Origin of the sequence: Microbacterium sp. NPDC058342, from assembly GCF_042723935.1 — a bacterium.
Lineage (GTDB): Bacteria > Actinomycetota > Actinomycetes > Actinomycetales > Microbacteriaceae > Microbacterium.
On the sequence record NZ_JBHXID010000002.1, the window covers coordinates 346,402 to 371,766 of the forward strand.

A 25,365-nucleotide genomic window follows, 5' to 3' on the forward strand; every position below is an offset into this window, starting at 1 on the left:
ATGGGCTACCCCGAGAACCCGATCCTCGTCCTCGTCGACGTCGACCCGCGCGGTGGCGCCGCGGCCAGCACCGCCGCACTGATCGGCGCGGCCTCCACGATCGGTTCGCCCGTGGCGCTGATCGTCGGCGGTACGCAGGAGGCGACGGATGCCGCGGCCGCCGCGGGCGCACAGGTCGTGCTCACCGCCGCCGGCGATGCCGCCGCACTGACCGTGCCGGTCGTCGACGCCCTGCAGGCGGCGTACCGCCAGGTGCAGCCGGATGCCGTGCTCGTGTCGAACTCGATCGCCGGGCGCGACGCCGCGGGTCGCCTGGCCGTGCGCGAATCGCTCGCCCTGTCCGTCGACGCCGTCGGCGTCTCCCGCGACGACGAGGGCGTCACCGCCCAGCACTCCGTGTACGGCGGCTCGTTCCTCACCGACTCCGCCCCCACCTTCGGCGCCCCGGTCATCACGGTCCGCCAGGGTGCGGTGGATGCCAGGGCCGAGGCGGCCACGCCCGAGGTCGAGGAGCTCGCGGTCACGGCATCCGGCGCCGCCGCAGCATCCGCGGGAGAGATCGCGGCCGAGGAGAAGACGTCGTCGCGGCCCGAGCTGCGCGGAGCCACCAAGGTCGTCTCGGGCGGCCGCGGCCTCGGCTCCAAGGAGCAGTTCGCGCTCGTCGAGCAGCTCGCCGACGCCCTCGGTGCCGCCGTCGGCGCATCGCGTGCCGCGGTGGATGCCGGCTACATCCCCTACGCGCACCAGGTCGGGCAGACCGGCGTCTCGGTGTCGCCGCAGCTGTACGTGGCGCTCGGCATCTCGGGTGCCATCCAGCACCGCGCGGGCATGCAGACGGCGAAGACCATCGTGGCGATCAACAAGGACGGCGAGGCGCCGATCTTCGACGTGGCCGACTTCGGCATCGTCGGCGACGTCTTCTCCGTCGTCCCGCAGCTGATCGAGGCGATCGAAGCGCGGAAGAGCTAGCCATGGCAGAGCGGATGCTGCGCCGCGGCCTGCCGCGGGTGAAGGGCGGCGAGCCCTGGCCCCCGGCCGCCGAGTCGCCCGCGCCCCCGGCGCCTGCCGAAGTCGCGTCGAGCGCACGGGATCTCGCCGAGGACACGGGACCTTCGCGTGAAGAAGCCGTGCCCTCGGCAGCGTCCGGCGCACGCGACACGGCGTCGGCGCCGGTGCCCGCGGCATCCGTGACACCGACGGTTCCCGCGACGCTGCGCCGGGGCCTTCCTCGGGTTGCCGGCGGGGAGCCGTGGCCCCCCGCATCCGCCGCCGCCAGCCCCGTCGCTGCGTCGAGTGTGCGGGATCTCGCCGAGAGCACCGACGCTTCGCGTGGAGAAGTCGCGCCGTCGACGGTTTCCCGTGCCGTCGACGCGCAACCGGCCGAGCCCGGGACCCCGCGCGCGGTGCCGGCCGGCGGGGGCGGAGGACCGGCACTGCGTCGCGGACTTCCGCGCGTCGCCGGCGGCGAGCCCTGGCCTCCAGCAGGGGTGGCATCGTCGAGTGCACCGGTTCTCACCGAGAGCACGGATGCCCCGCGTGAACAGGCCGTGCTGCCGACAGCATCCGGCGCAGTCGCCGCGCGACCGGCGGCACCCGCCGCCATCGACGTCTCCACGCCGCTGCCGTTCACCCGGACGGTCTGGCCGGGCACGGCACCACGTCACGCGGCCCAGCCGGAGCGCGAGCCGTCGAAGCGGCGCCCCACGTGGCCCCAGGCGATCGGCGGACTGCTGGGACTCGCCGCCCTCGGCCTCGTCGCGGTCGCCGGCGTCTTCCTCGTGCGCACCTTCCTCAGCCTGCCGTTCATGCAGGACTTCCTCGTCACCTACCCGGGCGAGTACCACGTGGACGTGGAGCCCGGGTTCTCGCCGTGGGTGGGCTGGCAGCACTTCTTCAACATGTTCCTCATGGTGCTGATCATCCGATCCGGCCTGCGCGTGCGCTCCGAGAAGCGCCCGACGGTGTTCTGGACGCCGCGTCGCAACGGCAAGGGCAAGGGCAAGATCAGCCTGACGCTCTGGTTCCACCAGGCCCTGGACCTGCTCTGGATCATCAACGGCGTGGTCTTCGTGGTGCTGCTGTTCGTCACCGGGCACTGGGCTCGCCTCGTGCCGACCAGCTGGGAGGTGATCCCGAACGCGCTCTCGGCCGGGCTGCAGTACATCTCGCTCGACTGGCCCACCGACAACGGCTGGGTGAACTACAACAGCCTGCAGCAGCTGGCGTACTTCGCCACCGTGTTCATCGCGGCACCGCTCGCGGTCGTCACGGGGTTCCGGATGTCGGGTCTGTGGCCGAAGAAGGCCGAGAGACTGTCCCGGGCATATCCGGTCGAGTGGGCGCGTGCCGTGCACTTCCCGGTGATGCTCTACTTCGTCGCGTTCATCATCGTGCACGTCGCACTCGTGTTCCTCACCGGGGCGCTGCGCAACCTCAACCACATGTTCGCCGCGCAGGGCTCGGCCGACGGCATGGAGTACGCCGCGAACTGGACCGGGTTCTGGGTGTTCGTGGTCGCGATGGTCGTCATCGCCGGCGGTTGGTTCGCGGCCAGGCCGCTCGTCCTGGCTCCCATCGCCAAGCTGTTCGGGCAGGTTTCGGGCCGCTGAGGCGCCGCCGAGGGCATCCGTCTTACCGTTCCTGCAAGAACGGCGAATCTTGAGCGGTTACAGAGCGCGAACCGGGAGGGTTCTTCCCGAGCGATCAGTAGTCTGAGCGAAACGTGAATCCGGCGGGGATGCCGGATGAAAGGATCGCGATGACGCAGATCGGAATCGTGCAGGAGGGGCCGGACGAGGCGCGGGTCGCCGCGACGCCGGCCACCGTGCGGACATTGCTCGGGCTCGGCTACGAGGTTGCCGTCGAGGAGGGCGCGGGAGCGCGCTCGTCGTATCCGGACGACGCCTTCGCAGACGCGGGCGCCCTCATCGTGCCGACGGCGCAGGCATGGGCCAGCGGCATCGTGCTGAAGGTCGCGGCTCCGACGGATGCGGAGATCGCCCGGCTCGCCGACGGGGCCACGGTCATCGGCCTGCTCGCCCCGGCGCTTCGCCCGGACCTCGTCGCGGCGCTGGCGCAGCGGGGCATCACGGCGGTGGCGCTCGATGCGGTGCCCCGCATCTCGCGGGCGCAGTCGATGGACGTGCTCAGCTCGATGGCGAACATCGCCGGCTACCGGGCGATCGTCGAGGCTGCGAACGAGTTCGGCCGGTTCTTCACGGGACAGGTCACCGCGGCCGGCAAGGTCCCGCCCGCGAAGGTGCTCGTGGCCGGCGCGGGCGTCGCGGGTCTCGCCGCGATCGGCGCGGCCTCCAGCCTCGGCGCGATCGTGCGCGCCACCGACCCGCGCCCCGAGGTCGCCGACCAGGTCGCCTCGGTGGGCGGCGCCTATCTGCCCGTCGACGTCGAGGTGGAGAAGTCCACCGACGGCTACGCCAAGGCGACCAGCGCCGATTACGACCGCCGCGCCGCGGAGATCTACACCGAGCAGGCGGCCGACGTCGACATCATCGTCACCACGGCCCTCATCCCCGGCCGCGCCGCGCCGCGGCTGATCACCGCTTCCGACGTCGCCCGGATGCGACCCGGCAGCGTCATCGTCGACATGGCAGCCGGCCAAGGCGGCAACGTCGAGGGCTCGGTGGCCGGCGAGCGCGTCGTGACCGAGAACGGCGTGGTCATCCTGGGCTACACCGACCTCGCGTCGCGCCTGGCCACTCAGGCCTCGCAGCTGTACGGCACCAACGTCGCGAACCTGCTCGCCCTGCTGACCCCCGCCGAGGACGGCCGGCTCGCCATCGACTTCGACGACGTCGTGCAGCGCTCGGTGACCGTGGTGCGCGACGGCGAGGTGACCTGGCCGCCGCCTGCCGTGCAGGTCGCCGCGACGCCCGCACCCGCCACGGTGGCGGCGGCCGAGCCCGTCGTCGCGCAGAAGAAGGCGATGTCCGTCGGCGCGAAGGCCGCGCTGATCGTCGCCGGCGTCGCCGCGCTGTTCCTCGTGAACGCCTTCGCGCCCGCCCCGCTGCCGCAGCACTTCACCGTGCTGATGCTGTCGGTCGTGATCGGCTTCTACGTGATCGGCAAGGTGCACCACGCCCTGCACACGCCTCTCATGTCGGTGACCAACGCGATCTCGGGCGTGATCATCGTCGGCGCGATGCTGCAGATCACCGACGCCGATCCCGTCGTCCAGGCGGTCGCCGCCGTGGCCGTGCTGCTGGCCGCCATCAACATCTTCGGAGGCTTCGCGGTGACGCGTCGGATGCTCGCCATGTTCACCCTCGGGAAGTCGGAGAAGGGGGGCGGCAGGTGAGCATCGACGCCTTCGCCGGGGCCGCGTACATCGTCGCCGCTCTGCTGTTCATCCTGAGTCTGGCCGGTCTCAGCCGCCACGAGTCCGCGCGCGCGGGCGTCGTGTACGGGATCGCCGGCATGACCGTCGCCCTGGCCGCCACCCTCGCCCTGACGATCTCCGGCGCCTGGGGCGGAACCGGCGCGATCCTGGGCTTGAGCCTGCTGGGTGTCGGCGTGCTCGTCGGCGCCGCGATCGGTCTGTGGCGCGCCCGGGTCGTGCAGATGACCGAGATGCCCGAGCTCATCGCCCTGCTGCACAGCTTCGTGGGGCTCGCGGCCGTGCTGGTCGGCTGGAACGGCCACCTCGCGCACGCGCCGATCCCGCAGCAGCTGGTCGGCATCCACAACGCCGAGGTGTTCATCGGCGTCTTCATCGGCGGCGTGACGTTCACCGGGTCGATCGTGGCGTATCTCAAACTGTCGGCGAAGATGTCCTCGCGCCCGCTCATGCTGCCGGGGAAGAACGTGCTGAACATCGGCGCACTGGTCGTCTTCCTCGTGCTGACGGTCTGGTTCGTGCTGGATCAGCAGCTGTGGCTGCTGATCGCCGTCACGGTGCTCGCCTTCGCCCTCGGCTGGCATCTCGTGGCATCCATCGGCGGCGGCGACATGCCCGTCGTCGTGTCGATGCTCAACAGCTACTCCGGCTGGGCTGCGGCCGCCGCCGGCTTCCTGCTGAACAACGACCTGCTCATCGTCACCGGTGCGCTCGTGGGCTCGTCGGGTGCGTATCTGTCGTACATCATGTGCAAGGCCATGAACCGCTCGTTCCTGTCGGTGATCGCCGGAGGCTTCGGCATCGTCGCCTCCGCCCCGGGCGACGACGAGCACGGCGAGCATCGAGAGATCACCGCCGAGTCCGCCGCGTCGATGCTGTCGTCCGCTTCGAGCGTGGTCATCACTCCCGGCTACGGCATGGCGGTCGCGCAGGCGCAGTACCCCGTCGCCGACCTCGTCGCCCGCCTGCGCGACCGCGGCGTGGACGTGCGCTTCGGCATCCATCCGGTCGCCGGGCGCCTGCCCGGGCACATGAACGTGCTGCTCGCCGAGGCGAAGGTGCCGTACGACATCGTGCTGGGCATGGATGAGATCAACGACGACCTGGCATCCACCAGCGTCGTGCTCGTGATCGGCGCCAATGACACGGTCAACCCCGCCGCCGCCGAGGACCCGGGCAGCCCCATCGCGGGAATGCCGGTGCTGCGTGTGTGGGAGGCCGAGAACGTCATCGTGTTCAAGCGGTCGATGGCCGCCGGCTATGCCGGCGTGCAGAACCCGCTGTTCTTCCGCGAGAACGCGCAGATGCTCTTCGGCGACGCCAAGGAGCGCGTCGAGGACATCATCAAGGCGCTCTGACACCCGGGTCGCGCCCCCGGCCGACGCCGCGGTGGGACGGGCGGGCGAGATCAGCGCACGAAGCGCACCTCGGTGAGCGTCTCGCCGAGGAACGGCTCGGTGTGGGTGGCGCCGTCGAGGGCGAAGCCGTTGCGCGTGTAGAAGCGGTGCGCGCGGGGGTTGTCCTCGGCCACCCACAGGTACAGCGGCTCCTCGGACTCGACCGCGGCGTCGAAGAGCTTCTGGCCGATGCCGGTGCCGTGCCAGGCGTCGAGCAGGTAGATGAAGTACAGCTCCCGGAACGCGGGAGCATCCTTGTCGCGCGCCGGGCCGGATCCGACGAAGCCGACGATCTCGCCGTCGACGAGCGCGGCGCTCATCCTGAAGTCCTCGCCCTGCGCTGCCCAGTGGGTCCACAGCTCCGCCATGCGCCGCGGGGAGATCTTCTCCAGCGCCGCCTTGCTGATCAGGTGGTCGTACGTCTCGTGCCAGCACTGTGCGTGCACGCGACCCAGAGCCTCCGCATCCACATCGCGGACCGGACGGACGATGATCTCGGGCTGGGCTTCGGCGCTCATGCCGCGACTCTACGCGCGGAGGCGCTGGAGGTGAAATCGGACGACCTCACCGGGAGTGATCTGTAGCATCCGACCAATGAACTTGGGCGATCCGTCGAGGATCACTACCATCGGCCGATGTGAACGTGATCTGGCGGACCCTCCTCGTGATCCTCGCTGCCCGATGGCGCGTGCGCCGAGGCCGACACCTGGATCCCGCCGAGGTCGGCCGCATCCGGCTGACCACGCTGCCGACCGACATCGACATCCTGCGGCACATGAACAACGGCCGCTACCTGTCGCTGTTCGACCTCGGGCGCTGGGATCTGCTGATCCGCACGGGCCTGTTCGACGCGATGAGGCAGCGCGGCTGGTACGCGGTGGTCTCCAGCGAGACGGTCACCTTCCGGAAATCGCTGCAGCTGTGGCAGCGCTTCGACGTCGAGTCCCGCTTCATCGGCCACGACGAGAAGGCCGTGTTCCTGGAGCACCGTGCGGTCGTCGACGGCGAGGTCTACGCCCGCGTGATCGTGCGGGCGCGGATGCTGCGTCGCGGCGGCGGCACCGTCGCGCACGACGAGCTCTTCGCCGCCGTCGGCAGGCCGGCCGGCGTACCCGACATCGAGGAGTGGATCCACGACTGGTCCGCGGCGTCGGCCCTCCCACCCACCCGCCGGCCCGCCCCGAGCGTCTGGCGCTGACAGCGGGGCGACATCCCGCGCCCCGGGATCGCCGTGGCACGCGCGCGACGACGGCCCGCGCGCGATAACGTGATGCCGTGAAGGCGATCATCACGTCGACGGCGCGCAGCCTCTGGCGCCACTGGCCCGCCCTGCTGGCCTGGTACCTGGGCGGGCTGCTCGTGCACGTGCTCGTGATCGAGGCGGCCGGGTTCGTCGGCGCCTACTCGGCCACGCTCGGCTTCCTCATCCTGCCGATCGCGATCCTCGCCCGGCTGGTCAGCATGGTCGCCATGTTCCTGGTCCTGCGCGACGGCCTCGCCGAGCTCGGGATCGTCGCGCCGCTGCCCGAGGAGCCGCAGGAGCGCCGCCGCAGCTTCACCTCGGCGCTGCTCGCCAGCATCCTGCCGTTCGTCGCCGTCTACTGGGCGCAGGGCATGCTGCGCGACGATGTCGACGCCTATCTCGCGCGTTCGCTGCAGGAGACCAGCAACCGCATCTGGACGTCTTTCGGCGCGGGGCCGGTGGACACCTCCGGCACGGGCAACGACATCCCCGTGGACGTCTGGACCATCACCATCATCGTCGTCGCGTTCTCCGCACGCTGGGCGTGGGGCAGGTGGTCGGCGAAGGCGTCGGCCTGGCTCTCGCCGCTCGCCGTGTACTTCGAGGTGGTCTGGGTGTTCTTCTCGGTGATCGTGATCGGCGCGATCACCGACCGTGTGCAGGGGTGGATCGACACGAGGGCGGCGGTCGAGCTCTTCGACCGGATCCGGCTGGACGTGCTCGACGCGGTCGCGCCGCTGGCCTGGCTGTGGGACGGGACCACCTGGCTGATCGGCCAGGCCGGGCCCATCCTGCTCGCGCCGCTCGCCTGGCTGACCATCGCCGGTGTGGTGTACGGGCAGGCGATCGTCGCCGAGAAGCTGACCGTCGAGATCGCCTTCGTCACGCGTCTCCGAGAGCACGCGAAGGTGGTGCCGAACGGCATGATGCGTCGGCTCAAGGACCTGGGCGGCGAGCTCGGCTCGCGGTTCAAGCCCATCGGCCGTGCGTTGCTGCTGATGTGGCGGGCGGGACCCGTGCTGGTCGCGTCCTTCGCGCTGCTGTACGTCGCGGTCACGTCACTGGAGGTGTATCTGAAGCTCGGCATCACGCGCGCCATCGGGCCGCACGACATCACCTACTGGACGATCGTCCTGCCGCTGGCGACGATGCTGCCGATGCTGCTGATCGAGCCGCTGCGCATCGCCGTGGTCGCCGGTGCCTACGATGCGACGCTCGGGCGGCTGCGCGTCACGCAGCAGCGGAAGGTGGATTCCGGGGAGATCTCGGAAGCCGAGGCGGGGGTGCGAGCCGTGGCCGGTGCCGCCGGGCTGATGCCGGGCACGGTGGAGGCCGTCGTCGCGTCCGAGGCGGGGACGAGCGGTCAGGGATCGATCGGGAACCTGATGAAGCTGCCGTCGCCGGCGGGGTCGACATCCAGCCAGAACGGTCCCTCCACGTCGTCCGGCACGACGAATCCGACGACGAGCTGATACGGCTCTTCGGCCAGAGTCTCGCAGCTGTCCGGCTCCTCCGAGGAGTACGGGATGCCCAGCTCGGTGCGCAACGGCGTCCAGCGCCGGCCGGTGCTCTGCTGCACCAGCACGGGCGACGCGCAGGAGACCATCACCGGCGTCTCGGCACCCGGGTCGACGAACTCCTGCGGATCGACGCCGACGGTCGCGATGTGGAAGGACGTGCCCGCGGGCAGGTCGAAGCCCTCGGTGTCGACGGCGATGCCGCTCTCGATGGGGCCGAACGTCGTGCCGGCCATCGTGACCGTACCGTTCTCGCCGGGCGCGACCGGGGTGGTGGGTCTCGCGCCGTGGCCGTAGGCGGCGTACCAGCCGTCCCACCAGACGTATCCGCCCAACGCCGGCGCGACCACCGCGAGCACGAGCAGTGCGATGAGGTTCCGGCGCCACCAGCCGCGGCTGCGCCGTGAGGGGACGGACGCCGCCGCGGACGTCTGCGCGTCGGATGCCGACGCGGCAGCCGCCATCGGCGCGCGTGGTGGGGTCGGGATCGTCATGGCTCCGTCTTCTCCGCCCAGCCCGTCTCGAGCAGCGTCGTCCGCTGCTCGACGGCGACGTCGTCGAGATCGATCGGGATCTCGATCACGCCGTCCATCTGCGGCTCGGATGCCAGGGAGAAGCGCAGCACGCCCGGTCCGGAGAGCGCATCCGGCGGCACCTCGAAGGCCACGCTTCCCTGTCTCGCGACTCCGGGCACGAGGGGCTTTCGGTACAGGCTCTCCGCTCGCTCCGTCGCCCGGAAGGTGCGCTCGCCCACGGTGAGCTCGGCCAGTGCGAGAGTCGTTCCGAGTTGGTCGTCGACGGAGGACGCGTGCAGGTCGACGATCACCCACGCGCCGTCCGCGCTCCAACCGGCAGGATCCGCCACGGCGCGAGCCGCGCGCACGTCTTCGACCGTGACGACGAGGTTGCGTGTCATCACGGGCTCACCCGCCCGGCCCGCGACGATCATTCCGTCCTGGATGACGTCCTCCGGCGGCGTGACGGTGTTCACGCCCCAGGCTGCGGCGAGCAGCACGGACGTCGCGGCCCAGGGGGCGACGCGCTTCCACGACGACGTCATTCGGGCGCCACCCCTTCGTGCACGTGCGCCGTGACTCGAGCGCCCACGACGACGTCGGTCCAGAACTCGCCGCGCACCACGGACTCGCCGACCACGCGGGTCGAGTCGGGGAGGGTGATGCGCACCTCATCGCCCGCGCGCACGGCGTCGCCGGGGACGGTCCAGGACACGATGAGCGGCGCGGTGACGTCGGGCTGCAGCACGACTGCGGATGTGCTGTCGTCGGCACGTGCGATGCTGGGCTTGCCCGTCGACAGGCCCTCGACGGTGATGCCGTCGACGACGGGCGAGTGGGTCAGGCTCGTCGACACCGGGCGCGGCCGGCTGTACTCGTTCGTGACGTCGACGAAGATCGTGAGGACGCGCTCGCCCTTGTCCTGGTCCGGGAAGACTCCGCTGCCGCGTCTGGTGTCGGTGATCTCCACTCCGACCACGGTGATGGAGAGGTCCGAACCGGTGAACTCGTCGCCGACGGCGAGTTCAGGCGCAGGCGGTGCGGGTACGGTGTCCAACCCCCCGAACGCCGCCGTGAACGCCAGAAGAGCGCCGGTGCCGCCGGTGATCAGCCAGGGTGTCGGGATCATGTCGAACGTCCGTCGGGCCCACACGGGCACGCGCGCTCGCGTGGGCGCGGCAGGAGGAACGGCGTTCACGAGATCAGCATAGGGCGACATCCGCGCGCCGCGGCGGCATCGCCGCGTCCGCGGGATCACCGGATCTAGGCTGGCCTCATGCCCGACCAGACCTCATCCGGGGCGCGTCTCGCCGACGCGGCCGTCGAACTCGCGCATCGATGGGTGCAGGAGGCGGCGACCGCCGATGTCGATCCCGCAGCCGAACGGCTGGCGGGAGTGCTGAGCGATCCGAACGGGCTCCCGTTCACCCTCGGTTTCGTCGACGGCGTCATGCGTCCCGAGAGTCTCGCCGCGGCGGCATCCAACCTGCGTCGCGTCGCGCCGCTCGCACCGGCCATCCTGCCCTGGTATCTGCGCGGCGTCGTGCGCGCCGGGGGCGGGATCGCGCCAGCGCTGCCTGTTCCCACAGTCCCGCTGGCTCGGCGGGTGCTGCGCGAGATGGTGGGGCATCTCATCGTCGACGCCCGGCCGGAGAAGCTGGGCGCGGCGCTGGAGAGGCTGCACGCCTCGGGCAGCCGGCTCAACCTCAACCTCCTCGGTGAGGCGGTGCTCGGCGAGGCCGAGGCCCAGCGCCGTCTCGACGGCATCCACGACCTCATCCGGCGCGACGACGTCGACTACGTCTCGGTCAAGGTGTCGGCCGTCATGAGCCGCATCTCACTGTGGGGCTTCGACGAGGTGGTCGATGCCGTGGTCGAGCGGCTCGCGCCCCTGTACCTCACCGCGCTGTCGACGCACACCTTCATCAACCTCGACATGGAGGAGTACCGCGATCTCGACCTGACCATCGCGGTGTTCACCCGGCTGCTCGAGGACCCCCGCCTGAAGGGCCTCGAGGCGGGCATCGTGCTGCAGACCTACCTGCCCGACGCGCTGCCGGCGCTGCGCGAACTGAGCGCATGGGCGCGCGAGCGGGTGGAGTACGGCGGGGCTCCCATCAAGGTGCGCCTCGTCAAGGGCGCCAACCTGGCGATGGAGAAGGTCGACGCCGTCATGCACGGGTGGACCCCGGCGCCCTACGGGTCCAAGCTCGACACCGACGCGAACTATCTGCGCTGCCTGCACGAGGCCTTCCAGCCTCGCAGCGCCGCGGCCGTGCGCATCGGCGTGGCCGGGCACAACCTCTTCGACATCGCCTACGCCTGGCTGCTCGCGGGCGAGCGCGAGGTGCGCGACGCGGTGGAGTTCGAGATGCTGCTCGGCATGGCGCAGGGGCAGGTGGCCGCGGTCTCCCGGGTCGTCGGACCCGTGCTGCTGTACGTGCCCGTGGTGCACCCGCACGAGTTCGACGTCGCGATCGGCTACCTGGTGCGCCGGCTCGAGGAGAACGCCTCCACATCGAACTTCCTCTCGGCGGCGTTCCACCTGGCCGACGACGCCTCGCTGTTCGAGCGCGAGCGCCTGCGCTTCGTCGACTCCGTGCGCCGCTCCGGTGAGCACTCGCTGCGCACCGGAGCGCGACGCACCCAGGACCGCGCGGCTCCGCTGCACGAGTCGGTTCGCCCGAACCTGCGTCAGCAGGCCGACGATGAGGACCTGACCGGGATCGTGCTCGGCATCGCCCGGGGCTCGCACGACGACGACGGCGACGACCCCTTCGTGCAGACCGCGGTCTACGCGCGGCAGGAGCATGCCGGATCGGCCGACGGGGCACCCGGCTTCGTCAACACCCCCGACAGCGATCCCGCGCTGGCCGCGAACCGCGACTGGGCGCGCGAGGTGCTCGCGCGCGTGTCCGATGTCCCGCCGGCGGCCCGAGGAGCGGCGCCCGGGCTGGCGACCCTCGCCGCATCGCGCATCGATGACGAGTCGACGCTGCGGCAGACCGTCGAGCGGGTGCGCGATGCGGCATCCGCGTGGGGTGCGCGACCGGCATCCGAGAGGAGCGAGATCCTGCTGCGCGCGGCGGCGGCGCTCGCCGGGCGTCGCGGCGAGCTGATCGAGGTCGCCGCCGCCGAGACCGGCAAGGTGTTCGCCGAGGCGGATGTCGAGGTCAGTGAGGCGGTCGACTTCGCGAAGTACTACGCGGCGACCTGTCGGGAGCTCGACGGCGTCGCCGGTGCGCGCTTCGAACCCGCGCGCGTGACCGTCGTCACCCCGCCCTGGAACTTCCCGCTCGCGATCCCGGCCGGGGGAGTGCTCGCCGCGCTCGCGGCCGGATCGGGTGTCGTGTTCAAACCCGCGCATCAGGCGCGCCGGTGCGGTGCGGTCATCGCCGAAGCGCTCTGGCAGGCGGGTGTGCCGCGAGATGTGCTCGCGCTCGTCGACGTCTCGGAGAGCGAGCTGGGCAGGCAGCTCGTCGCCCATCCCGACGTCGATCGCGTGATCCTCACCGGATCCTGGGACACCGCTGCGCTGTTTCGCTCCTGGCGACCGGACCTGCCTCTGCTGGCCGAGACCAGCGGCAAGAACGCGATGGTCATCGCGCCCACCGCCGACCTCGACCTGGCCGTCGCCGACCTGGTGAAGAGCGCCTTCGGGCACGCCGGGCAGAAGTGCTCGGCCGCGTCCCTCGCGATCCTCGTCGGACCGGTCGGGCGCTCGAAGCGCTTCGCGCGTCAGCTCGTCGACGCGGTCCGCTCGCTGCGCGTGGCCTGGCCGGGCGACCCGCTCGCCGAGATGGGGCCGGTGATCGACAAGCCCGAGGGCAAGCTCGCCTGGGCGCTCACGCAGTTGGAGGGGGAGGAGAGGTGGCTCATCGCGCCCAAGAGCCTGGATGAGACGGGACGGCTGTGGAGCCCGGGTGTCCGCGTCGGTGTGCGGGCGGGGTCGCGGACGCACCTCGAGGAGTTCTTCGGGCCGATGCTCGGCATCATGCACGCGCCCACTCTCAGCGAGGCGATCCGCCTGCAGAACGCCGTCGACTACGGGCTGACCGCCGGTCTGCACACGCAGGATCCGGAGGACCTGGCGCTGTGGCTCGATCAGGTGCAGGCCGGAAACCTCTACGTCAACCGCGGCATCACCGGCGCGATCGTGCAGCGTCAGCCGTTCGGCGGCTGGAAGCGCTCCTCGGTGGGCCCCGGTGCCAAGGCGGGCGGGCCGAACTACCTGATCGGGCTCGGCTCCTGGCGTTCGCGACCGCGGGGCAAGTCGTCGAGCACGCTGCATCTGCGCGGACTCGACAGCCGCATCTCGGGTCTGATCGAGTCGGCTCAGTCGTCGCTGAACTTCGACTCCTTCGAGTGGCTGCGTCAGGCGGCGCTCTCGGATGCCGTGGCGTGGGACCGCGAGTTCGGGCAGGTGCGCGATGTGTCGCAGCTCGGCGTCGAGCGGAATCTGTTCCGGTACCGGCCGGTGCCCGTGATGGTGCGCGCCACGGCCGACGCGGGCCTGCAGGAGGTGCTGCGGGTGGTGCTGGCCGGCATCCGCTCGGGTGCGGACTTCCTCGTGTCGGTGCCCGACGGGATGCCCGCGGGCGTGCGCGCCGAGCTCGGCGCGCTGGGCGTGATGGTCGCGGTGGAGACCGACGAGGAGTGGGTCGAGCGGATGCTGGTGCGCGACGCGCCGGCCGAGGAGGCCTCGCCGACGGCCGACCGCGTGCGCCTGATCGGCGGCCGGGATGCCGTGGCTTCTCTGCACCTCGCGGTCGCCGAGGCCGTCGGCGCGGACCGCTCACTCGCGGTCTACGCCGACGAGGTCACCTCGGCGGGACGCATCGAGCTGCTCCCCTTCCTGCACGAGCAGGCGATCTCGATCACCGCGCACCGCTACGGCAACCCCGACCCGTGGAGCGCAGACGTGATCTGATCGGAGTCCCCGGCTACTCCGTCTCGGTGGCGTCCTGGACGGCGCCGGCCGCCTTCTCCACGACGTCGGGAACGTCGGTCGTGCCGTAGAAGCGGGCATCCGGATGGGTGGGCGCGGGCATCTCGGCCGTCGTGGTCGTCCCCTCGTGATAGCTGAACTCCCCGAGGCCGTCCGGAGCCGGTCCCTGGGCCCAGGAGCCTTCCGCCGCAGCCTGGCCGTCGCTGAAGTTCAGGTACTGGTACGACACCTCGCGGTGCTCGTTCTCCAGTGGGAACTTCCCGGGAACCGGCAGCGCCTCCGCGCCCTCGGCCTTGAGCTCCTCGACGGCGGCGAGCCACTGGTTCTGGTGCATCGTGTCGCGGGCCAGCAGGAATCCGAGGAGATCTCGCACACCGTGGTCGTCGGTCATGTGGTAGAGCCGCGCCACCTGCAGCCGGCCCTGCATCTCGGCATTCGCATTGGAGGTGAAATCGGCGAGCAGATTGCCGCTCGACGTGATGTACGAGCCCGACCACGGGTTGCCGTTGCTGTCGACGGGGCGTGCGCCCGCACCGGACACGATGCCCTGCTGCACGTCGGTTCCACCGACGATCGCGGCGACGGTCGGGTCGTCCTGCACCGCGTCCTCGGTGATGCCGAGCGGAGCCTTCTCGAGCAGCTGCGCGATCATGACGGCGAGCATCTCGACATGGCCCATCTCCTCGGCGCCGATGCCGAACACCAGATCGCGGTACTTGCCCGGGATGTGCATGTTCCACGCCTGGAACTGATACTGCAGGGCCACGGTGATCTCGCCGTACTGCCCGCCCAGCACTTCCTGCAGCTTTCGTGCATAGACGGCATCCGGGGCCTCCGGGGTCGCCGCGTACTGAAGCTCCTGACGATGGAAGAACATGATGTGTCACCCTTCTGAACCGGTTGCCGTCGAACGGCCCATGCAACGCCCGATGCCGTGATCCGCACAGGGGGCTTCCGGTGGGAGGCGGCGGGTGGGACAATCCCGAGCCGGCTGAGCGCGCGCACTGGCGGGATCCGCCGCGGGGATGCGAAAATACTCCTGGCGTGCCTGTGTCGCATCTTCCCCGCCGTCGCGTGGGTCGAACTTCCGCCAGGCCCCTGGACAGCGTCCGCCGCACCGTCCTGAGGAGTACTCATGTCCACGCCCGAGACCGCGACCGTCACCGTCCCGACCCGCACCGCTCACCACCGCCGTTACCTGATGTGCCGGCCGGAGCACTTCACCGTCAACTACAAGATCAACCCGTGGATGGAGCCGACCACCCCCACCGACACGGCCAAGGCCGTGCAGCAGTGGCAGAAGCTCCACGACCTGTACCTCGAGCTCGGGCACGAGGTCGAGCTCATCGAGCCTCTGCCGGGCTACCCCGACATGGTCTACACCGCCAACGGCGGTTTCGTGATCGACGGCCGCGCCTACGTGCCGGAGTTCTACTTCGAGCAGCGCCAGGGCGAGGCGCCCGCGTTCGCCGAGTGGTTCCGCACCCACGGCTTCGACACGGTGCTGCCCCGAGAGGTCAACGAGGGCGAGGGCGACTTCCTGCTCGCGGGCGATGTGATTCTGGCCGGCACCGGCTTCCGGTCCGCAGGCGACAGCCACCACGAGGTGCGCGAGGTGTTCGGTCGCGAGGTCGTGACGCTCACGCTCGTCGATCCGCGCTTCTACCACCTCGACACCGCGCTCACCGTGCTCGACCCCGTGCAGGGAGTGGAGAACGGCGGGCCCGAGCGCGCGAACGTCGCCTACCTGCCCAACGCCTTCGACGAGGACTCGCAGAGGATCCTCGCCGAGCGCTTCCCCGACGCGATCCTCGTCGCCGACGAGGACGGAGCGGTCTTCGGCCTGAACTCCGCCAGCGACGGCTACAACGTGATCATCTCCCCGCGCGCCACCGGCTTCGAGAAGCAGCTGCGCGAGCGCGGGTACAACCCGATCGCCGTCGACCTGTCCGAGCTGCTGCTCGGCGGCGGCGGCATCAAGTGCTGCACCCTGGAGCTGCGCGGCGCCTGAGCCCGCCGGCTCAGGCCGGTGTGTCGTCGGGGTCGAGCCCCTTCAGGGCGTCGGCCTCGACGGCGGTGTCGGCGACGAGCTGCTCCTCGGTGGTCTCATCCCCGCCGAGGGGTGCGTCCTCATCGGTGCCCGGCTGACCGTCGGGCGCGGTGTTGTGCTCGGGGATGTCCTCGGGAGCGCCCGTGTGCCCGCCCGCCTGCCGCGGCTCTCCGCTTCCGCTCGGATCCTGGCCCGGCGTGTGGGGACGCTGCCCGGCATCCTGTCCCTGCTGCTGATCGCTCATGGCAAGCAGACTAGGCCCTCGCCCCCCGGTCGGCGAGGGCATTGACAGCGCACCTGCGAGTGGTCGGATCAGCCGGAGGCGGCGGGATGCCGTCCGACGAGCGCGAGCGCCAGTGCGAGGGCGAACGCGACGAGCATGGTGGCGCCGAGCACCGTCGCGGACACCCCGATCAGCGCCACCGCGGGCGGGACCAGGGCGCCCAGCAGCATCGACAACGTGCCGAGCACGGCCGATGCCGAGCCCGCGGCGTGCCGGACGTGCCCGAGTGCCATGCCCGTGAGCGAGGGGTTGTTCACGCCCTGCGTGCACAGCGCCACGAACAGGGGCACCAGCAGCCAGGGCAGGGCGGAATCGAGTGCGGCCGTGAGAACGAGGGCGAGCGCTCCGGCGGCCCCGACCGCCAGAGACCAGCGAGCGATCCTGACCCCGGGCATCCGCCGTGCCAGTCGTCGGTTCAGATTCGCCGCGAGGGTGATGCCGACCGCGTTCACCGCGAATACGATCGCGAAGCCCTGCGCGCTCAGACCGTACTGCGACTGCAGCACGAACGGCGCATGCTGCAGATACGTGAACAGCGGAACCGATGCGACGGCGAGCGTCACCGCGGCGAGCAGGAAGGGCCCGTTGCGCAGTGCGGCGCCGATGCCGTGGAAGTCGTTGGCGATGCCGCCGCGGGTGCGCTCGCCGGAGGCGAGCGACTCGGGCACCCCGAAGGCGGCGACGGCGAGCATCAGGAGGCCGATGACGGCGAGCGCGACGAACACGCCGCGCCAGCTCGAGAACGTCGCCACGGCGCCGCCGATCAGCGGCGCGAGCACCGGCGCCACACCCATCACCGCGGCGAGGGTCGAGAACGCGGCCACCGCATCCGCACCGGAGAACAGATCGTGCACGACCGCGCGCGCGATGACCATGCCGGCCGCTCCGCACAGCCCCTGCACCACCCGGATGGCGATGAGCACTTCGATCGAGGGTGCGAAGGCGCACAGCACCGAGGTGAGGGCGAAGCCGGAGATCGCGAGGATCAGCGGCATCCGCCTGCCGTATCGGTCGCTGATCGGGCCCCAGAGAAGCTGGCCCAGCGCCAGCCCGATCATGCACGCGCTCATCGTGAGCTGGGTGAGCGCCTCGGATGCGCCGAACTCGGCGCCCAGCTGCGGCAGGGAGGGCAGGTAGACGTCCAGGGAGATGGGGCCGAACGCCGTCAGCGCCCCCAGCGCCAGCATGAGCGAGCGCGGATGCCCGGCCACCGGTCAGTCCTTCGCGTCCGGCAGCCGGATCGGCGTGGTTGCGGTCGCGTGGTCGTCGAACGCGACCGGCTCCATGGCGCGGACCACCGACAGCGGCCGCGTCTCGTCGAGCGTGAGCAGGAACCGGGTGCGCTCGGCGCGATGCAGCCGGCCCGACCAGAGCATCCATCCGAGGCCGATCGCCCCGGCCAGCACTCCCGCGACGCCGCCCACCACGATGGCCGTGCGAGCCGAGAAGGCGTCGACGATCCAGCCCGCGATGGGCGCGCCGATGGGGGTCGCGCCCATGACGACGGCCATGTACAGCGCCAGCACGCGCCCGCGCACTGCCGCGTCGGTCGTGGTCTGCACGTAACCGTTCGCGGTGGTGAGCATCGTCACCGTGCAGAATCCGACGAACACCAGCACCGTGCCGTACGTCCAGTACGACGGCATGAGCGCCGAGACGACGGATGCAGCGCCGAAGCCGGCAGCGGAGAGCACGATGACGCGCACCCGCGCACGGTCGCGCCGGGCGGCCAGCAGGGCGCCCGCCAGGGAGCCGATCGCGAGCACCGAGCTGAGCACCCCGTAGCCGTCGGCGCCGCGCCCGAACTCCAGCGCCATGGTGGAGGCGAAGATCGGGAAGTTCATGCCGAACGCGCCGATCAGGAAGACCATGACGAACACGACCAGCAGGTCGGGGCGGCTGAGCACGTAGCGGAATCCCGCTGCGAGACCTCCGTTGCCGCGACTGCTCTTGACGCGCGGCCGGAGCTCGCCCTTGCGGATCAGCATGAGGGCGATCAGCATCGCCAGGAAGGTCACGGCATTGGCGACGAACACCCACCCCGAGCCGATCGCGACGATCAGCAGACCGCCGATGGCCGGGCCGATCAGGCGCGCCATGTTGAACGACGCGGAGTTCAGGGCGACGGCGTTGGAGGTGTCCTCCAGCGTCACCATATCCGAGACGAAAGCCTGCCGGGCCGGGGCGTCGAAGGCGTTGGTCACGCCGAAGGCGGCGGCGAAGCAGAGCATGAGCGGCAGGGTCATCACGCCGGTGAGCAGCAGCGCGGCGACGGCGACGGCCAGCCCCATCAGCACCGACTGGGTGGCGAGCAGGATCCTGCGACGATCGAACCGGTCGGCCACCCATCCGGTGAGGCTGACGAGCACCAGGGGCGGCCCGAACTGCAGCGCCATCGTGACGCCCATGGCTGTGGCGTCGTTGTCGGTCAGCTCGGTGAGCACCACCCAGTCCTGTGCGGTGGCCTGCATCCATCCGCCGATGTTGGAGATGACGGCGCCGAGGAACCAGGTGCGGTAGTTGAAGGTCCGGAAGGACCGGAACATCGCGCTCATCCCTCGGCCACCCTCTTCAGCAGCACCGCGGCCTCGCGCAGCACCGACAGGTCGTGATCGTCGAGGTCGACCTCGCGCAGCATGCCGGCGAGCAGCTCGTCGCGGCGACGGATCGTCTCGGTGACGACCTCGGCGCCCTGTTCGGTGATCTCCACGTGCACGCGACGCCGGTCCTCGTCGTCGGGGATGCGCACGACGAAGCCCTGATCGGCGAGCCCGTTGATCATGGCGCTCATCGTGGGAGCGGTCACATGCTCGCGCTCGGCGAGACGGGAGAGGGTGTGCCGGCCGTGGACGCGCAGGGCGGCGAGCACCGCGAGCTGCGCGTCGCTCATGGCATCGAGAGCACGGGCGCAGCGCAGGCGACGGGCCAGGCGGAAGACGGCGAGGCGCAGCTGCGTGGCCGTGGCGTCGAGATCTTCGAGGGAGTCGCTCATTGTTTAGGTAGTCTAACTAAGTTTCCTCCCGTTCTGAAGGTCAGCCCTCCTCGTCGATCGCGACCACGCGGTTCTGATACGCCCACACCACCGCCTGCAGCCGGGAGCGCACACCGAGCTTGGGCAGCATCCGGGCCAGGTGCGACTTCACCGTCGAGATCTCGACCACCAGCGCCGAGGCGATCTCCTCGTTCGACATGCCCTGCGCAAGCAGCAGCAGGATCTGCCTCTCCCTGTCGGTGAGCACTCCGTCCGCGCGCTGAGCCGTCACCGGCTGCAGCCGCCGGCGCTGGGCGAACTCACGCAGGATGCGCCGTGTGAGCGACTGATCGATCGTGCCGTGGCCGTCCGCGACGCGGCGGACCGCGTGCAGGATCGTGTCGGGGTCGGCATCCTTCAGCAGGAAGCCCGACGCCCCCGCCTCCAGGGCGCCGAAGACGTAGTCGTCGAGATCGAACGTCGTGAGGATCAGCACCGGTATCGGCGAGGGTGCCGCGCAGAGCTCGCGCGCCACCTCGATGCCGTTCATCCCCGGCATCCGGATGTCGAGGCAGGCGACGTCGGGCCGCAGCTCGTGCGCCAGCCGCAGCGCCTGCACGCCGTCCTCGGCGGTGGCGACCACTTCGATGTCCTCCTCGGCCGACAGCAGTGCCGACAGTCCCGCTCGCACCAGGGCCTGATCGTCCGCGATCAGCGCGCGGATCACGAGCGCACCCCCTTCTGCGAGCCGCCGTCGTCGGCCGGATCGCGCGGCACCTCCAGCCGCACCTCCCAGCCGCCGTCCGGCGTCGGGCCGCAGTGCAGCCGTGCACCGATCAGGTCGGCGCGTTCGCGCATGCCCACCAGACCGTAGCCGCCCTGCGATCGTGCCGTGGGCCGCCGCGTGGGAGCGCCGTTGCGCACTCGCACGTGCACGGCTGCGGGATCCGTGTCGTCGATCTCGACCACGCCGTCGGCACCGGGAGCGTGCAGGGTGACGTTGGCGAGCGCCTCCTGCACCGTGCGGTACGCGGCGAGCTGGGCCAGGGGACCCACGCCCTCGAACGCAGGTCCGTCGGGCGACGGCATGCGCAGCTCGACGGCGGGACCGTCCGGCGCGCTCATGCTGCGGACCAGGTCAGGGATCGAGGCGAAGCCCTCCACCGTGAGCTCCGCCTGCGCGCCGTCGCGGAGCAGGCCGACCACGCGGCGCAGATTCTGCAGCACGGCAGTGCTCTCGGCGCGGATCTGGCGCGCCGACTCCCGAGCCGCCGCCGGATCGCCCGCGGCCTGCCTCTCGATCGTCGCCGCCATCAGCGCGATGCCGGACAGGTGGTGGGCGGCGATGTCGTGCAGCTCCCGTGCCATGGCCGTGCGCTCGCGGGCCACCGTGGCCTCGACGAGGGCATCCCGCTCCCGTGTCAGCGCGAGCAGCTCCCTGTCCTGCGCGTCGCGGGAGTCCTGCTGCGACCGCAGCGCCACGGCGAGCAGCACCGGGATGCCGAACACGCCCGCGGTCTGCACGGCGGCTTCGATCACCGCCAGGAGGGCTTCGGCGTGCTCCGCCACCACCCCGTTGACCGCGCTGCCCGCCAGGAAGAGCGCGGCGGCACCGGTCGCGGCGAGCCGCAGGCCCGTCAGCGGCGGGCGGCGGAAGACGAGGTAGACGGCGACGGGGATCGCGAACGCGGTGATGTCGTGCAGCGGGCCCGGTGCGGTGAGCGCGAGCGCGGCGCTGACCGCGGCGACCGCCACGACGGCTGTCCTGGGCGCATGGCGCGCCCAGGACAGCAGCAGGCACTGCACGAAGACCACGAAGACCGTCAGCCACCACGTCGCGGTGCCCGGTTCGACGATCCGCGCGGTCGTCTCCGGGGCGTCGGCCAGCAGCCCGGGGAGGAGCAGCAGGGCGATGATCGCGACCGCCCCGGTCGCCGCCGCGACGACGACGTCCCGGGCCCGGGGTGCGCGAAGTGCGTCGGCGACCATGACGGGAGTCTACGACCGGACCGGGATCGCCTCGGCGGAGGCGGGCGCGGGGAGACCCAGTCGTCCGCGTGTGCCGATGACGATCGCGGCGGCTGCGAGGCACGAGATCACCAGCAGCATCAGCGAGTGGGTGTCCGCCGACATGGTCGGGAACATGTCCGGCAGCAGGACGGATGCGGTGTTGTTCACCCCGACGTGCAGCAGCATCGACAGCGGCAGGCTCTGGTTCGTGCGGTTGAACACCCACGACATGACGATGTTGAAGGCGATGCAGAAGCCCGCGAACGCCGCGGTGCGCGCCCAGCTGCCGTCGGGGAAGCCGCCCCATTCGGTGAGGAAGAGCGGCATGTGCCACAGCGCCCACAGCGGGCCGAGGATGAAGCTCGAGGCGAGCGGGCGGAACCGCTCCTGCAGGCGGGGCAGTGCGAAGTCGCGCCAGCCCGGCTCCTCGGCCAGTCCGGTCGTGACCATCTGCAGCATCAGGCCCGGCACGACGAACGCCAGCGCTGCGGCGGACGGGGCGTGGATGTCGCCGCCCGTGAAGACCCAGCTGCCCGCGATCATCGTCGCAGGCACGCCCAGCAGCGCCAGTGCATACCAGCGCCATCCGACGCGCCAGCGCCACAGCCTGCCCGCCCAGCGGCGCAGGCCCGGGCGTCCGTCGACGAGCGCGGTCACGACCAGCGCGGAGGTGATCGGACCGAGATAGGCCCCGGGCAGCACGCCGGCCAGCTGGCTCGTTCCGAGGATCGCCGGGAACTCGAAGTGCCACAGTCCGAGCCCGTTGAGGGAGAGCACGTACGGCGTCCAGGCCAGCCAGCTCAGAGCGTTGGCGAGCAGGAAGAAGGTGATGAGCGGATGCCGGGAGATCACCGCGCGCAGTCCGCTGCGTGCACCCGGATCCGACGGCGTGCGAGTGCCTGTCGTCGTCTCGCGCTGGAGTGTCATGGGAGGTCCCTTCGTCTGAGAGCGGGGGATGATCCCGCCTCTACGACGTTAGGAATCCGGGCATCCGGGAACGAGCGGCGAAGGGATGAACCCCGCAACCTCCATCGAAAGGTGCAAGCGCCCCGGCGCGATCGCGCGCGGCGGTGCGGATGACGGGGAAACGTAGACTCGCAGCATGACCGGCATGAGGACGACGGAGTTCATCGACGCTCAGGGGATCGCCACCGTGTACGACGTGCATGACGCCGCGGGCGAGGCGCGAGGAGTGGTGCAGCTGCTGCACGGCGTCGGCGAGCACGCCGGTCGATACGGCGCACTCATCGACGCCCTGACCGGGGCGGGCTTCCACGTCTACGCCGACGACCATCGCGGTCATGGGCGCACCGGCATCCGTCAGCACGGCGATCCGGCCAGGCTCGGCCGGCTCGGCGCCGGAGGCCTGCGCGCCGCGGTGGCCGCCTGCGCGCAGCTGACCGGGATCATCCGCGCCGAGCATCCCGATCTTCCTCTCGTGCTGATCGGCCACTCCTGGGGGTCGTTCCTCGCCCAGAAGCTGCTGAGCGCGAACGCGCAGACCTACGACGCGGTCGTGCTGAGCGGGTCCGCGCACCTCACTCCCGCCGATCTCAACGCCGCGCCGCTGAACGCACGGTGGAAGGGACCGGATGCCGACGGCCTGGAATGGCTCTCGCGCGACCCGGCGGTCTGGCAGGCGTTCCACGACGACCCGCTGACCACCGAGACGCCGCTGCTGCGGCTGTTCGGGCCGATCGAGGCGGCGCGCCTGTACGGGCGGCCGCGCCGCGACCTGCCGCGCGACGTGCCGGTGCTGCTCATGGTCGGCCGCGACGACCCGGTGGGCGGGCCGCGCAGCGTGCACAAGCTCGCCGACGCCTACCGTCGCCGCTCGGGCCTCACCGACGTGACGACGCTGGTGTACCCCGACGCCCGGCACGAGCTGTTCAACGAGACGAACCAGGCCGAGGTGCGCGCGGACCTGCTCGCCTGGCTGGACCGGCACATCGCTCCGCGAGCGTGACGGCCCGCCCGATCGCGCCGTGCGCACTTAAGCTGGACACGTGCATGGTGAGTACAAGGTTCCCGGGGGAAAGCTCGTCGTCGTCGACCTCGAGGTCGAGGACGGCCTGATCCGTGACTTCCGTCTCGCGGGGGACTTCTTCCTCGAGCCCGACACGGCCCTCGAGGCGATCAACGCCGCCGTCGAGGGCATGCCCGTCGAGGCCGATGCGTCGACCATCGCCGCAGCCGTTCGCGGGGCCCTGCCCCAGGGCGCGCAGCTGCTGGGCTTCTCGCCCGAGGCGGTCGGCACCGCGGTGCGCCGCGCGCTGGTGACGGCGCCCGGCTGGCGCGACTTCGATTGGGAGATCGTGCACGAGAAGGCCGTCTCGCCGCGCCTGAACCTCGCGCTCGACGAGGTGCTCACCGCCCGTGTCGGCGAGGGCCGTCGCCGTCCCACCCTGCGCATCTGGGAGTGGGACGAGTCGGCCGTGGTGATCGGATCGTTCCAGTCGTACCGCAACGAGGTCGACCCGGAGGGTGCCGCGAAGCACGGCTTCGACGTCGTGCGCCGCATCTCGGGCGGAGGCGCGATGATGATGGCCGCCGGGCAGATCATCACCTACTCGCTGTACGTGCCCGCCTCGCTCGTGCAGGGCATGACCTTCGCCGACTCCTACGCGTTCCTGGACGACTGGGTGCTGCAGGCGCTGCGCTCGGTCGGCGTCGACGCCACCTACCAGCCGCTCAACGACATCGCCTCGCCCACCGGCAAGATCGGCGGCGCCGCGCAGAAGCGTCTCGCCAACGGCGGCGTGCTGCACCACGCGACCATCTCGTACGACATCGACGGCCAGATGATGACCGAGGTGCTGCGCATCGGCCGCGAGAAGCTCAGCGACAAGGGCACCACCTCCGCCGCCAAGCGCGTCGACCCGCTGCGCACGCAGACCGGCATGGAGCGCAGCGAGATCATCGAGCGCTTCAAATCAACCTTCCGGGCTCTCACCGCAGCGGAGGACGGCGGGATCACGGCGGACGAGTACGCGGATGCCGAAGCGCTCGTGGCATCCAAGTTCTCGACCGACGCGTGGCTGCACCGTGTTCCGTGAACGCGGCGTGCAGTGAGCGCTGACGCCGAGCACCACGCGCGGGAGAGTGCGCCTGCCGCGGATCAATCCTCGGACTCCGTCCGCGCGAAGCGCACATCTCCGCGCGAAGCGCCCGCACCGCCTGGTGCCGTCGAGATCATCGAGGGCGACAACCTCGAGGCCGCCGGCACCCTGGCATCCGGATCCTTCGCCCTCGTCTACCTCGACCCGCCGTTCAACACCGGCCGCGCGCAGGAGCGGCAGGTGGTCACCGCCCGCCGGGCCCTCGCAGCTGCGGAGGACCCTGCCGATCCGGCCGACGACCTCCGCAGCCCCGAACGCGCCCCGGCTCAGCGGGAGATCCGCCACGGCTTCCACGGTCACGCCTACGAGCGGGTGCGCGGCATGCTGCGCGCCTACGACGACCGCTTCGACGACTACGGCGAGTTCCTCATGCCCCGGCTCGCCGAGGCCTGGCGTCTGCTCGCCGACGACGGCACGCTGTACCTGCACCTGGACTACCGTGAGGCCCACTACGCGAAGGTCATGCTCGACGCCGTCTTCGGTCGCGACGCGTTCCTCAACGAGCTGATCTGGGCGTACGACTACGGCGCGAAGACGCGGCGCCGCTGGCCGACCAAGCACGACACGATCCTGGTGTACGTCAAGACGCCGGGCGGGCACTTCTTCGACTCGGATGCCGTGGATCGCGAGCCCTACATGGCGCCGGGGCTCGTGACCGCCGAGAAGGCCGCGCGCGGAAAGCTGCCCACCGACGTGTGGTGGCACACGATCGTGCCGACCACGGGTCGGGAGAAGACCGGCTACCCGACGCAGAAGCCCGAGGGCGTGCTGCGCCGCATCGTCCAGGCGTCGAGCCGCCCCGGTGACCGGGTGCTCGACCTGTTCGCGGGGTCGGGCACGACGGGAGCGGTGGCATCGGCCCTCGGCCGCGATGCCGTGCTCGTCGACCACAGCCCCGAGGCGGTCCGGGTCATGCGAAACCGGATGCCCCACGCGAGCGTGCGCGCGCTCTGATCCC

General features: G+C 71.0%; 23 protein-coding genes. 11 read left to right on the forward strand and 12 right to left on the reverse strand.

Features of this window, described 5'->3' with window-relative positions; all coding sequences use genetic code 11:
• From ACFWHT_RS11560 to pntB, 4 genes are all read left to right on the forward strand, one after another.
• Positions 1 to 969: an electron transfer flavoprotein subunit alpha/FixB family protein gene (locus ACFWHT_RS11560; protein WP_378828594.1), complete on the forward strand. Its 969-nt coding sequence runs from the start codon at positions 1 to 3 to the stop codon at positions 967 to 969.
• 2 nt (positions 970 to 971) lie between these two features.
• Positions 972 to 2,609, forward strand: coding sequence for a cytochrome b/b6 domain-containing protein (locus tag ACFWHT_RS11565; protein ID WP_378828596.1), 1,638 nt, complete (start codon positions 972 to 974; stop codon positions 2,607 to 2,609).
• A 149-nt stretch (positions 2,610 to 2,758) separates the two neighbouring features.
• Positions 2,759 to 4,315 (forward strand): Re/Si-specific NAD(P)(+) transhydrogenase subunit alpha, encoded by a 1,557-nt coding sequence (locus ACFWHT_RS11570; RefSeq protein ID WP_378828598.1) that lies wholly within the window; start codon positions 2,759 to 2,761, stop codon positions 4,313 to 4,315.
• Positions 4,312 to 5,712 (forward strand): Re/Si-specific NAD(P)(+) transhydrogenase subunit beta, encoded by a 1,401-nt coding sequence (pntB, locus tag ACFWHT_RS11575; RefSeq protein ID WP_378828601.1) that lies wholly within the window; start codon positions 4,312 to 4,314, stop codon positions 5,710 to 5,712. The genes ACFWHT_RS11570 and pntB overlap by 4 nt, the downstream gene beginning before the upstream one ends.
• Positions 5,713 to 5,762: 50 nt before the next feature.
• On the opposite strand, the gene ACFWHT_RS11580 is transcribed toward pntB, so the two are convergent.
• On the reverse strand, positions 5,763 to 6,269 hold the full coding sequence (locus tag ACFWHT_RS11580; RefSeq protein ID WP_378828603.1) for a GNAT family N-acetyltransferase: 507 nt from the start codon (positions 6,267 to 6,269) through the stop codon (positions 5,763 to 5,765).
• 119 nt (positions 6,270 to 6,388) lie between these two features.
• Between ACFWHT_RS11580 and ACFWHT_RS11585 the strand changes: the two genes are divergently transcribed.
• Entirely contained in the window at positions 6,389 to 6,949 is a 561-nt protein-coding gene (locus tag ACFWHT_RS11585) for an acyl-CoA thioesterase (protein ID WP_378828605.1), read from the forward strand.
• Positions 6,950 to 7,026: 77 nt separating this feature from the next.
• Positions 7,027 to 8,466, forward strand: coding sequence for a hypothetical protein (locus ACFWHT_RS11590; protein ID WP_378828607.1), 1,440 nt, complete (start codon positions 7,027 to 7,029; stop codon positions 8,464 to 8,466).
• On the opposite strand, the gene ACFWHT_RS11595 is transcribed toward ACFWHT_RS11590, so the two are convergent.
• From ACFWHT_RS11595 to ACFWHT_RS11605, 3 genes are read right to left on the reverse strand one after another with little or no spacing between them, the layout of a single operon-like run.
• The gene (locus ACFWHT_RS11595) at positions 8,358 to 9,005 is read right to left on the reverse strand and encodes a hypothetical protein (protein ID WP_378828609.1); all 648 of its coding nucleotides are present in this window, start codon (positions 9,003 to 9,005) and stop codon (positions 8,358 to 8,360) included. The two genes, ACFWHT_RS11590 and ACFWHT_RS11595, sit on opposite strands and share 109 nt — an antisense overlap.
• Positions 9,002 to 9,571 carry a hypothetical protein gene (locus tag ACFWHT_RS11600; RefSeq protein ID WP_378828612.1) on the reverse strand — a complete coding sequence of 190 codons (570 nt, stop codon included), beginning with the start codon at positions 9,569 to 9,571 and terminating at the stop codon, positions 9,002 to 9,004. The genes ACFWHT_RS11595 and ACFWHT_RS11600 overlap by 4 nt, the downstream gene beginning before the upstream one ends.
• Positions 9,568 to 10,224 carry a hypothetical protein gene (locus tag ACFWHT_RS11605; RefSeq protein ID WP_378828613.1) on the reverse strand — a complete coding sequence of 219 codons (657 nt, stop codon included), beginning with the start codon at positions 10,222 to 10,224 and terminating at the stop codon, positions 9,568 to 9,570. Before ACFWHT_RS11605 ends, ACFWHT_RS11600 begins: the two co-directional genes overlap by 4 nt.
• 78 nt (positions 10,225 to 10,302) lie before the next feature.
• Between ACFWHT_RS11605 and ACFWHT_RS11610 the strand changes: the two genes are divergently transcribed.
• Positions 10,303 to 13,956 (forward strand): bifunctional proline dehydrogenase/L-glutamate gamma-semialdehyde dehydrogenase, encoded by a 3,654-nt coding sequence (locus ACFWHT_RS11610; protein WP_378828615.1) that lies wholly within the window; start codon positions 10,303 to 10,305, stop codon positions 13,954 to 13,956.
• 13 nt (positions 13,957 to 13,969) lie between these two features.
• Here the strand turns inward: ACFWHT_RS11610 and ACFWHT_RS11615 are convergent, their stop codons facing one another.
• Positions 13,970 to 14,851 (reverse strand): manganese catalase family protein, encoded by an 882-nt coding sequence (locus ACFWHT_RS11615; protein ID WP_378828617.1) that lies wholly within the window; start codon positions 14,849 to 14,851, stop codon positions 13,970 to 13,972.
• A gap of 258 nt (positions 14,852 to 15,109) precedes the next feature.
• Here ACFWHT_RS11615 and ddaH point away from each other — a divergent pair, with 258 nt between their 5' ends.
• Complete coding sequence (gene ddaH / locus ACFWHT_RS11620) at positions 15,110 to 15,985, forward strand: dimethylargininase (RefSeq protein ID WP_378828619.1); 876 nt, start codon at positions 15,110 to 15,112, stop codon at positions 15,983 to 15,985.
• Positions 15,986 to 15,995: 10 nt separating this feature from the next.
• Here the strand turns inward: ddaH and ACFWHT_RS11625 are convergent, their stop codons facing one another.
• From ACFWHT_RS11625 to ACFWHT_RS11655, 7 genes are all read right to left on the reverse strand, one after another.
• Positions 15,996 to 16,268: a hypothetical protein gene (locus ACFWHT_RS11625; RefSeq protein ID WP_378828622.1), complete on the reverse strand. Its 273-nt coding sequence runs from the start codon at positions 16,266 to 16,268 to the stop codon at positions 15,996 to 15,998.
• A gap of 68 nt (positions 16,269 to 16,336) precedes the next feature.
• Positions 16,337 to 17,518, reverse strand: coding sequence for a multidrug effflux MFS transporter (locus ACFWHT_RS11630; RefSeq protein ID WP_378828624.1), 1,182 nt, complete (start codon positions 17,516 to 17,518; stop codon positions 16,337 to 16,339).
• Positions 17,519 to 17,521: 3 nt separating this feature from the next.
• Positions 17,522 to 18,853, reverse strand: a complete 1,332-nt coding sequence (locus tag ACFWHT_RS11635) for an MFS transporter (protein WP_378829481.1) — start codon at positions 18,851 to 18,853, stop codon at positions 17,522 to 17,524.
• 5 nt (positions 18,854 to 18,858) lie between these two features.
• Complete coding sequence (locus ACFWHT_RS11640) at positions 18,859 to 19,299, reverse strand: MarR family transcriptional regulator (protein WP_378828626.1); 441 nt, start codon at positions 19,297 to 19,299, stop codon at positions 18,859 to 18,861.
• 40 nt (positions 19,300 to 19,339) lie between these two features.
• Positions 19,340 to 20,005, reverse strand: coding sequence for a response regulator (locus ACFWHT_RS11645; RefSeq protein ID WP_378828629.1), 666 nt, complete (start codon positions 20,003 to 20,005; stop codon positions 19,340 to 19,342).
• The gene (locus tag ACFWHT_RS11650; protein WP_378828631.1) at positions 20,002 to 21,267 is read right to left on the reverse strand and encodes a sensor histidine kinase; all 1,266 of its coding nucleotides are present in this window, start codon (positions 21,265 to 21,267) and stop codon (positions 20,002 to 20,004) included. The genes ACFWHT_RS11645 and ACFWHT_RS11650 overlap by 4 nt, the downstream gene beginning before the upstream one ends.
• Positions 21,268 to 21,276: 9 nt before the next feature.
• Positions 21,277 to 22,215, reverse strand: a complete 939-nt coding sequence (locus tag ACFWHT_RS11655) for a type II CAAX prenyl endopeptidase Rce1 family protein (RefSeq protein WP_378828634.1) — start codon at positions 22,213 to 22,215, stop codon at positions 21,277 to 21,279.
• Between the two features lie 175 nt (positions 22,216 to 22,390).
• Here ACFWHT_RS11655 and ACFWHT_RS11660 point away from each other — a divergent pair, with 175 nt between their 5' ends.
• The 3 genes from ACFWHT_RS11660 (at position 22,391) to ACFWHT_RS11670 (ending at position 25,361) form a co-directional block, all read left to right on the forward strand.
• Complete coding sequence (locus tag ACFWHT_RS11660; protein ID WP_378828636.1) at positions 22,391 to 23,254, forward strand: alpha/beta fold hydrolase; 864 nt, start codon at positions 22,391 to 22,393, stop codon at positions 23,252 to 23,254.
• 40 nt (positions 23,255 to 23,294) lie between these two features.
• On the forward strand, positions 23,295 to 24,344 hold the full coding sequence (locus ACFWHT_RS11665) for a lipoate--protein ligase family protein (protein ID WP_378828638.1): 1,050 nt from the start codon (positions 23,295 to 23,297) through the stop codon (positions 24,342 to 24,344).
• Positions 24,345 to 24,479: 135 nt separating this feature from the next.
• Positions 24,480 to 25,361 (forward strand): DNA-methyltransferase, encoded by an 882-nt coding sequence (locus tag ACFWHT_RS11670; RefSeq protein ID WP_378829483.1) that lies wholly within the window; start codon positions 24,480 to 24,482, stop codon positions 25,359 to 25,361.
• Positions 25,362 to 25,365: the final 4 nt, after the last annotated feature.

Bases quoted from the DNA above. Each gene is read 5' to 3' on its own strand.
- ACFWHT_RS11580 (WP_378828603.1), bottom strand. From the start codon at position 6,269: ATGAGCGCCGAAGCCCAGCCCGAGATCATCGTCCGTCCGGTCCGCGAT.
- ACFWHT_RS11625 (WP_378828622.1), bottom strand. From the start codon at position 16,268: ATGAGCGATCAGCAGCAGGGACAGGATGCCGGGCAGCGTCCCCACACG.
- ddaH (WP_378828619.1), top strand. From the start codon at position 15,110: ATGTCCACGCCCGAGACCGCGACCGTCACCGTCCCGACCCGCACCGCT.
- ACFWHT_RS11660 (WP_378828636.1), top strand. From the start codon at position 22,391: ATGACCGGCATGAGGACGACGGAGTTCATCGACGCTCAGGGGATCGCC.
- ACFWHT_RS11560 (WP_378828594.1), top strand. From the start codon at position 1: ATGGGCTACCCCGAGAACCCGATCCTCGTCCTCGTCGACGTCGACCCG.
- ACFWHT_RS11640 (WP_378828626.1), bottom strand. From the start codon at position 19,299: ATGAGCGACTCCCTCGAAGATCTCGACGCCACGGCCACGCAGCTGCGC.
- ACFWHT_RS11615 (WP_378828617.1), bottom strand. From the start codon at position 14,851: ATGTTCTTCCATCGTCAGGAGCTTCAGTACGCGGCGACCCCGGAGGCC.
- ACFWHT_RS11635 (WP_378829481.1), bottom strand. From the start codon at position 18,853: ATGTTCCGGTCCTTCCGGACCTTCAACTACCGCACCTGGTTCCTCGGC.
- ACFWHT_RS11595 (WP_378828609.1), bottom strand. From the start codon at position 9,005: ATGACGATCCCGACCCCACCACGCGCGCCGATGGCGGCTGCCGCGTCG.
- ACFWHT_RS11655 (WP_378828634.1), bottom strand. From the start codon at position 22,215: ATGACACTCCAGCGCGAGACGACGACAGGCACTCGCACGCCGTCGGAT.
- ACFWHT_RS11610 (WP_378828615.1), top strand. From the start codon at position 10,303: ATGCCCGACCAGACCTCATCCGGGGCGCGTCTCGCCGACGCGGCCGTC.
- ACFWHT_RS11600 (WP_378828612.1), bottom strand. From the start codon at position 9,571: ATGACGTCGTCGTGGAAGCGCGTCGCCCCCTGGGCCGCGACGTCCGTG.
- ACFWHT_RS11565 (WP_378828596.1), top strand. From the start codon at position 972: ATGGCAGAGCGGATGCTGCGCCGCGGCCTGCCGCGGGTGAAGGGCGGC.
- ACFWHT_RS11650 (WP_378828631.1), bottom strand. From the start codon at position 21,267: ATGGTCGCCGACGCACTTCGCGCACCCCGGGCCCGGGACGTCGTCGTC.
- ACFWHT_RS11570 (WP_378828598.1), top strand. From the start codon at position 2,759: ATGACGCAGATCGGAATCGTGCAGGAGGGGCCGGACGAGGCGCGGGTC.